The 7,176-nt window shown below is 59.4% G+C and carries 9 protein-coding genes; 6 read left to right on the forward strand and 3 right to left on the reverse strand.

All coding sequences use genetic code 11. The features are described from left to right. The 5 genes from O6929_13655 to O6929_13675 form a co-directional block, all read left to right on the forward strand. Positions 1–197, forward strand: a 197-nt coding sequence (locus O6929_13655; GenBank protein ID MCZ6481424.1) for a proteasome ATPase, incomplete at its 5' end; no start/stop codon positions are given. 73 nt (positions 198–270) lie between these two features. Further along, positions 271–1,434 (forward strand): cysteine desulfurase family protein, encoded by a 1,164-nt coding sequence (locus O6929_13660; GenBank protein MCZ6481425.1) that lies wholly within the window; start codon positions 271–273, stop codon positions 1,432–1,434. 59 nt (positions 1,435–1,493) lie between these two features. Then, positions 1,494–1,679 carry a hypothetical protein gene (locus tag O6929_13665; GenBank protein ID MCZ6481426.1) on the forward strand — a complete coding sequence of 62 codons (186 nt, stop codon included), beginning with the start codon at positions 1,494–1,496 and terminating at the stop codon, positions 1,677–1,679. A 75-nt stretch (positions 1,680–1,754) separates the two neighbouring features. Continuing rightward, the gene (locus O6929_13670) at positions 1,755–2,411 is read left to right on the forward strand and encodes an MBL fold metallo-hydrolase (GenBank protein MCZ6481427.1); all 657 of its coding nucleotides are present in this window, start codon (positions 1,755–1,757) and stop codon (positions 2,409–2,411) included. A 23-nt stretch (positions 2,412–2,434) separates the two neighbouring features. Next, positions 2,435–2,941, forward strand: coding sequence for a MogA/MoaB family molybdenum cofactor biosynthesis protein (locus tag O6929_13675; protein MCZ6481428.1), 507 nt, complete (start codon positions 2,435–2,437; stop codon positions 2,939–2,941). A gap of 280 nt (positions 2,942–3,221) precedes the next feature. Here O6929_13675 and O6929_13680 read toward each other — a convergent pair whose 3' ends face one another. The 3 genes from O6929_13680 to O6929_13690 form a co-directional block, all read right to left on the reverse strand. Then, positions 3,222–4,385, reverse strand: coding sequence for a dihydrolipoamide acetyltransferase family protein (locus tag O6929_13680; GenBank protein ID MCZ6481429.1), 1,164 nt, complete (start codon positions 4,383–4,385; stop codon positions 3,222–3,224). Positions 4,386–4,508: 123 nt separating this feature from the next. Continuing rightward, complete coding sequence (locus tag O6929_13685; GenBank protein MCZ6481430.1) at positions 4,509–5,483, reverse strand: alpha-ketoacid dehydrogenase subunit beta; 975 nt, start codon at positions 5,481–5,483, stop codon at positions 4,509–4,511. A 98-nt stretch (positions 5,484–5,581) separates the two neighbouring features. Further along, the gene (locus tag O6929_13690) at positions 5,582–6,559 is read right to left on the reverse strand and encodes a thiamine pyrophosphate-dependent dehydrogenase E1 component subunit alpha (GenBank protein ID MCZ6481431.1); all 978 of its coding nucleotides are present in this window, start codon (positions 6,557–6,559) and stop codon (positions 5,582–5,584) included. A gap of 421 nt (positions 6,560–6,980) precedes the next feature. Here O6929_13690 and O6929_13695 point away from each other — a divergent pair. Further along, positions 6,981–7,176, forward strand: a 196-nt coding sequence (locus tag O6929_13695) for a proteasome ATPase (protein MCZ6481432.1), incomplete at its 3' end; no start/stop codon positions are given.

Genomic DNA, 7,176 nt, shown 5'->3' on the forward strand with positions numbered 1-7,176 from the left:
CGCGGCAGGACCTGGTGCGGGGGGTCCGGGAGGAATTTGCGGAGAACGAGGACCTACCCAACACGACCAATCCCGATGACTGGGCCAAGATCGCGGGGCGCAAGTCCGAACGGATCGTCGCTGTCCGGCCCCTCCCGCGGACACCGACCAAGCCAGACAAGGAGATCGAAACGGTCCGGATAGGACACTACCTGTAGGCTGGTTATGAGCAGTGATGTAAGGGGGGAAAGTTCGAAGGCCGCCGGGGGGCGGCCTTTTTTACAGTTCACGATGGGGTCCCAAGTCTATCTCGATCACAATGCTACGACCCCTGTGGATCCGCGGGTGCGGGAGGCCATGCGGCCGTACCTTGAGGGGGCCTTCGGCAATCCAAGCGCCGCCCATGCCATGGGCCGAGAGGCCAAGGCTGCTTTAGAGGGGGCCCGCGAGACTGTCGCCGAGCTCCTGGGGACGGCGGATAAGGATGAGGTGGTCTTTGTCTCCTCAGGCACCGAGGCGGACAATCTGGCCCTCGCCGGGGCAGCGTTAGCGTATCAGGAGCGGGGGAGGCACATTATCACCTCGGCCGTAGAGCACTCGGCCATCCTCGAAACATGTGCCGCGCTCGAGAAGTGGGGCTTCTCGGTGACGTATCTCCCGGTGGACGGGGAGGGAATGTTCGACCCAGAAGAGCTCCGGCGAGCCATCCAGCCGGACACCATCGTGATTTCCGTGATGCACGGCAATAACGAGACGGGTGTCCTCTTCCCCCTGGAGGAAGTTGGAGCCATCCTGCGAGAGCGGGGAATCCTCTTCCACACCGATGCGGTCCAGTCCTTCGGAAAGGTCCCCCTCAATGTCCGACACCTCAAAATCGACCTCCTTTCCCTCTCTGCCCACAAGATTTATGGCCCGAAAGGGGTCGGAGCGCTTTATGTGAGGAGGGGAGTTCGACTCCGGCCGCTGCTCCAGGGGGGAGGTCAAGAGCGGGGTCGCCGGGCTGGGACCGAGAATATCCCGGGCATCGTAGGAGTGGCGGAGGCGGCGCGGCTCATGTTCCTTGAGATGCCTGGCGAGCAGGAAAGATTCCGACAGCTCCGAGATCGACTTGAGGCGACCGTTCTGGAACGGGTTGACGGGGTAAGGGTGAGCGGTCGGAATTCCCCTCGCCTGGTTCACACCAGCAATTTCAGCTTTGATGGAATAGAGGCCCAGACGCTCGTAGCCGCGCTGGACCTGGAGGGGATTGCGGTTTCGGCGGGCTCGGCCTGTCACGTCGGCAGCCTACAGCCGTCTCATGTGTTACGGGCAATGGGGCTGAGCCGGGAGCAGGTGGAAGGAAGCATTCGGTTCTCCGTGGGGCGGCTCACCTGTGACGGGGATATCGATCGCGTTGTGGAGATTCTCCCGCAGCTCGTGGCAAGGTTACGTGAGAAGGTACCTGTGGTGAAATAGGAGGACTCTTTCTCTGCTCAGCCAGATTCTTCATAATTCATAGAAAGGTGATATGAACCATGGAGAGAAGTGCAGAGCATGACGTTCGTCAGCGGTTACTCGATATCTATCAGCGGGACGGGAAGGTGACCGAGCGAGACTTGCTTCGGATATCGGCCATTACCGGGGTGGACTACTTTACCGTGTCGAAGACGCTGGAGGAGATAATCGTCCAGCGGACAGACGGGTCGGCTTCGCGAGAGTAGTTCGGCGTCACCAGGCTTCTATCTGCAGTGGCTTTCAGGGATCTCAGAGGACCGGTATCTGCAGAGCAGGAAAGAATGAAGATTGATAGCTTTACGATTGGTCCGCTCGAAACCAATGCCTATCTTGTCGTAGATGAGGGGAGCCGACAGGCCGTACTCATCGATCCGGGGCTCGAGAGTGAGGGCATCTACGATGTCATCATTGAGGAGCGACTCGAGCTGAGCGCCATCGTTAATACCCACGGACACTTTGACCATGTCTGCGGGAATGCCTTCTTTAGAGCGAAGACGGGCAAGCCGGTCCTGCTTCATTGGGAGGACGCGCCGATGATGTCGCAAGCGGCCGCGCAGGCGATGGCCTTTGGATTTCAGGTCCCCACGCCACCCCCCCCAGATCGCCTGCTGAACGAGGGTGATGAGGTGGTGATAGGGGAAACCCGATTCCAAGTTCTCCATACGCCGGGCCACACCCCTGGAGGAATCTCCCTTTACGGGGAGGGGGTTGCCTTTGTTGGGGACGCACTCTTCGCGGGTTCAATCGGTAGAACTGACATGCCGGGTGGATCCTATGAAATTCTCCTTGCCTCCATCCGAAGCAAGCTTCTCGTCCTTCCTGATGAGACGGCGGTCTACCCGGGCCATGGGCCTTCGACCACGATTGGCGAGGAACGGCTTCACAACCCTTCCTTGACCGGTCGAGGCGGAACGCCCCGCCTCCTCTTTGACGCTTGAAGTTCGGTTTCTCAGGAAGTCTCATGGGTGTAGAGGAGCATAAAGAAGCCGCAGAGGGCATCGGACAGATTTCCTTTGCGGTGATTACCGTGAGCGACAGTCGGCACGAGGCTGAGGATGAGTCCGGAAATTTAATCCGGGAGCGCGTGCAGGAGGCAGGGCATCGCCTGGTGGGCTATCAGGTTTTGAAGAATGACCTCGCGGCCATTCAGCAGGAGATCAGTCATCTGGTTGAGGCAAAAGTGGGATGTATCATCACCAGTGGTGGGACTGGGGTCGGTCGCCGGGATGTCACTATCGAGGGGGTCGCCCCGCTTCTCGACAAATCGCTCGAGGGTTTCGGCGAGATCTTCCGGTATCTCAGCTTTCAGGAGGTGGGGAGCGCCGCGCTCATGAGTCGGGCTATGGCCGGGACCTGTCGAGGAACGCTGATCTTCTGTCTCCCCGGATCACCCAAGGCCGTGAAGCTCGCCCTTGAGCGACTGATCCTGCCTGAACTCAAGCATTTGATTCGGGAACTCCAGCGCTGATCATGAGGAGGAGACGATGCCGATCTTTGAATACCAGTGTCAGGGCTGCGGCACCTGTTTCGAGCGGCTGGTTATGAGCGCGGGGGTATCCGTCAGATGTCCCACCTGTGAGAGTTCGGAAGTGGTCAAGCAGTTCTCCACCTTTAGAACGCAAACCGCTGCGGGCTTTTCCGGTTCATTGGGACCGGGCTGCGGTTGCGCGCCGAGCGGCTGAGGCACCTGCAATTGACCCGGCGTGTCCGGGTCGATGAAGGTGGGCGGGACACGCGTCCCGCCCTTGTTATTTTCGGGTCGGGTCGAACCCTTCCAGGCCTGCTTTGATCTCTTGCAGGAACTGGCCGGCCATCGCGCCATCGATGACGCGATGGTCGAAGGAGAGGCAGAGGTAGGTCATCGAACGGATGGTGACGACATTCCCGACCACTATTGGCCGTCTGGCGACCGCCCCGATCCCCAGGGTGGCTGCCTGGGGTTGAACGATGATCGGCGTGGCCAGGAGGATGCCGGAAACACCGAGGTTGTTGAGGGTAAAGGTTCCGCCCTGGACCTCGGTTGGCATGAGGTGCTTCTCCCGGGCGCGGCGGGTCAAGTCGTCGCTCCGTTGGGCGATCTCGGAAAGGCTAAGGGCCTCAGCCCCCTTGAGGACCGGGACGATCAGACCATCCGCCAAGGCAACCGCGATCCCAATATTGATCTCCTGCTTGAGCACGATCCGGTCCGAGTCAACCCAGGCGTTAAGCCAGGGATATTTCTTGAGCGCTCTCACCGTGGCTTGAGTAATAAAGGGCATGAAGGTCAAGGGGCAGCCCCAGCGCTCTGCAAAGGCGGCTTTTTCCCTTTCGCGGAACTGTGCGATGGAAGTCATGTCCGCCTCGATGATCGCGGTGGCATGGGGGGAGGTCTGCTTGCTCCGCACCATGTGCTCGGCGATGGCACGGCGCATCGGGGTGAAGGGAATAATCTCCTCTCCCGCTCGAGGGACGGCGACCTTTTCCCGCTGCTCGATATAAGCGAGGAGGTCCTTCTTGGTCACCCGGCCGTCCCGGCCTGTGCCTGGGATCTCCTGTAGTTCTGAAGGCGTCAGGCCATGCCGCTCCGCGAGCTCGAGGACGGCGGGTGAATGCAACCGAGCCCCCTCCTCCGGGATCGGTCCTGCCCGCCCGTGAGGTGCGGGTGATGGGGAGACAGTGCGACGTCGATCCGTTTCTCGCGCCTCAATGTACGCCAGGGGTGTTAGCACGGGTACCGTCTCTCCGGCTTGAACCAGGACCCGTGTAAGGATCCCGCCACCTGGTGATGGGATCTCGACGTCGATTTTATCGGTATTGATGGTGAGGAGGGCTTCATCCTGTTCTACCGGCTCTCCCTCTTGTTTAAACCACTGGATGACGGTACCTTCAGCAACGCTCTGTCCCATTTGAGGCATGACCACCTCGATGGTCATCCTCGCCTCGTCAACCGATCACCGATGACAGTCGAACCGGTCGCTCGGGAAGCATCTATCGGTCGTCGGTGGTCGGTCATGGGTCCTTTGTCGTTCGGTCGTCGGTTAGCGGTCATCAGTCAACTAATAGGAGGCTAGGTCAGTCAGTTTGGCGACAATTTTTGTGGCGTTGGGAAGATAGTAGTCTTCGAGGGGGGGGCTGAAGGGGACAGGTGTGTGAGGGGCAGTAAGTCGTACCACAGGGGCGTCGAGATATCGAAAGACGTCTTCGGCGATGACAGCGGCGATCTCGGCCCCAATCCCGCAGACCTGAGGGGCCTCATGGACGATGAGGACCTTTCCCGTTTTTTTGACCGAGGTGAGGATCGTATCTGTATCCAACGGATAGAGCGTCCGGACGTCTACGAGCTCGACTTCGACCCCTTGCTCACTCATCTGGTCCGCCGCCTGAAATGCCTGCTGCACCATCGCCCCGTAAGTGATCAAGCTGATATCGGCCCCCGCCCGTTTGACGTCCGCTTGACCGAGCGGGACGATGTAGTCTTCAGGGGGCACCTCCCCCTTGGCGTGACGGTACAAATACTTGTGCTCAAAGTAAATCACCGGATTGGGGTCCCGGATACTTGCCTTGAGGAGGCCTTTCGCATCGTACGGGGTGGCGGGGGCGACGACCTTAAGTCCAGGGGAGTGGATGAACCAGGCCTCGGGGCACTGGGAATGGAAGGGGCCCGCATGCAGCCGTCCCCCGTACGGGGCTCGAATGACCAGCGGAACCGGCTCCCTCAGTCGATAGTGATGCTTAGCAGCCATATTGACAATCTGATCAAATGCGCACGAGATGAAGTCGGCAAACTGCATCTCTACCACGGGCCGCATCCCCATGAGGGCGGCACCGATGGCTGCGCCCACAAAGCCTGACTCGGACAGGGGGGTGTCGATCACGCGATCTTCACCGAACTTTTCTAAGAAGCCCTTGGTGATTTTGAAAGCTCCCCCATACGTCCCAATATCTTCCCCTAGGAGGAAAACCTGCTCATTCTGGTCCATCTCCTCCCATAGGGCCTGGCGAATCGCCTCGAGATAGGTGATCTCTGGCATGCTCGTTACGCTTTCGCAGTTAGCAGTTGGCAGTCAGCAATCAGCGTCTTTCCGAGGGAATTTTAAGCGCAGGCCGACAGCTGATCGCTGACAGCTTCTCATGGAGCAAAGACCCCCTCGAGCGCCTCCGGCCCATCGGGTAGGGGGCTCTTTTCTGCGAAATCGAGTGCCTCCTCGACTTCTTTGACCACCCGAGCCTCGACCGCCCTCAGTTGGTCTTCTGGCACCTCCCGCTCGCGGAGATAATGCTCAAACTTTTGAATAGGGTCCCGCCCTCGCCACTCCTCCAGAAGTTCCCGGGGGACGTAGGAAGCGTCATCGTGCTCCGCATGTCCCCGCATGCGCATGGTCTTGCACTCGATGAAGATCGGGCCTCCCCCACCGCGGATTTGGGCCGCTGCCTCCTTCGTGGTCTGGTAGACGGCTAGGATGTCGTTGCCATCGATGATCCGTGTGGGCAAGCCGTAAGCCTTGGCCCGGTCCGCGACGTGCGGGACCGCCATCTGTCGGGAGACGGGGACGGAGTAGGCGTACTGATTATTATGACAGATGAAGAGTATGGGGAGCCTGAGGACGGCGGCCAGGTTGAGTCCCTCATGGAAGTCCCCACGGCTCGAGGCGCCGTCTCCAAAATAGGCGACGGCGATATGGGGCTCCCGTCGAGTTTTGAACGCCAGCGCAACACCCGTAGCCACGGGGATCCCGTCGGCCATGGGGCTGATGAAGCCGATAATCCGGCGTCTCAGATCGCCAAAGTGAATAGTGCCATCCTTCCCGCGTGTCAGGCCGGTTAGCCGCCCCAGATACTGGGCCATATATTCGTTCGGGGTCACCCCCTTGACAAGGTGGGCACCGAGGTCCCGGTGAGATGGGGCAATGACGTCATCAGGCTCGAGTGCACAGGCGCTCCCTACGGAGATCGCCTCCTCTCCGGTTCCAACGTAGCAGCCCCCGAGAATCCTCCCTTGACGGTACAGTTTGATGACCCGGTCCTCGAGACCCCGGGTCAAGCGCAGATAATAGTAGAATCGCAGCAGATCCGCGCTACCCAACCCCACTACCGTTCCCTCGATCATCACGCTAGTATAATTTGACTGCTAGTTGGCGCAAAGTCCTTTTTTCATGGGGTGACTTTGGAAAGCTGATTGATAGCCCGGTGAACTTCCGCGATCGCAATTTCTCGTTCCATTGAACGTAGAGCTAATCATCAATGGACGAGGTTGGATGTCGTGGCGAACGTGAAGGGCCGCTGAAAAGGCGTCCCTGGCCGATTTGCAGTCTTTCAAATGAGTCCAGAAAAGTCTTGACACCCCTAGGGACTGCATTAATATAGGGAGGTCAAATTCGAGCATCGGTCGTGCAAGCAGAAGTGGAATCCCGCAAAACCGCTTCTGGTGCGACTTCCCGGGCCTGGTCTCATTGTGATTGTCGCCGGAAGGATTGTCGAGCATGGGTGGTTCGGATAAGACCTCTAAGTTTAATTCTCTCCGAAAGACGATGAGGCGGATCTCTGGTCAGGATCCCAAGAGCGGTGTTCCGCCTTCCATGGCAAGGGAAAAACACTACGCCGAGATGGAGGCACTCCAGGGGCAGGTGAAGGGGCTGGAGGAAGAGGTATACCATCTGCGCCGCCGGCTGGAGCAGGTACCGCGGGAGTTCGAGTTACTGCGGGCACGGCTGCAACAGAGTCGGG

The organism is Candidatus Methylomirabilota bacterium, from assembly GCA_027293415.1.
GTDB lineage: Bacteria > Methylomirabilota > Methylomirabilia > Methylomirabilales > CSP1-5 > CSP1-5.

Excerpts from the sequence above, each read along its gene's own strand:
- O6929_13660 (MCZ6481425.1), top strand. The coding sequence starts at position 271 with ATGGGGTCCCAAGTCTATCTCGATCACAATGCTACGACCCCTGTGGAT.
- O6929_13665 (MCZ6481426.1), top strand. The coding sequence starts at position 1,494 with ATGGAGAGAAGTGCAGAGCATGACGTTCGTCAGCGGTTACTCGATATC.
- O6929_13670 (MCZ6481427.1), top strand. The coding sequence starts at position 1,755 with ATGAAGATTGATAGCTTTACGATTGGTCCGCTCGAAACCAATGCCTAT.
- O6929_13675 (MCZ6481428.1), top strand. The coding sequence starts at position 2,435 with ATGGGTGTAGAGGAGCATAAAGAAGCCGCAGAGGGCATCGGACAGATT.
- O6929_13680 (MCZ6481429.1), bottom strand. The coding sequence starts at position 4,385 with ATGACCATCGAGGTGGTCATGCCTCAAATGGGACAGAGCGTTGCTGAA.
- O6929_13685 (MCZ6481430.1), bottom strand. The coding sequence starts at position 5,483 with ATGCCAGAGATCACCTATCTCGAGGCGATTCGCCAGGCCCTATGGGAG.
- O6929_13690 (MCZ6481431.1), bottom strand. The coding sequence starts at position 6,559 with ATGATCGAGGGAACGGTAGTGGGGTTGGGTAGCGCGGATCTGCTGCGA.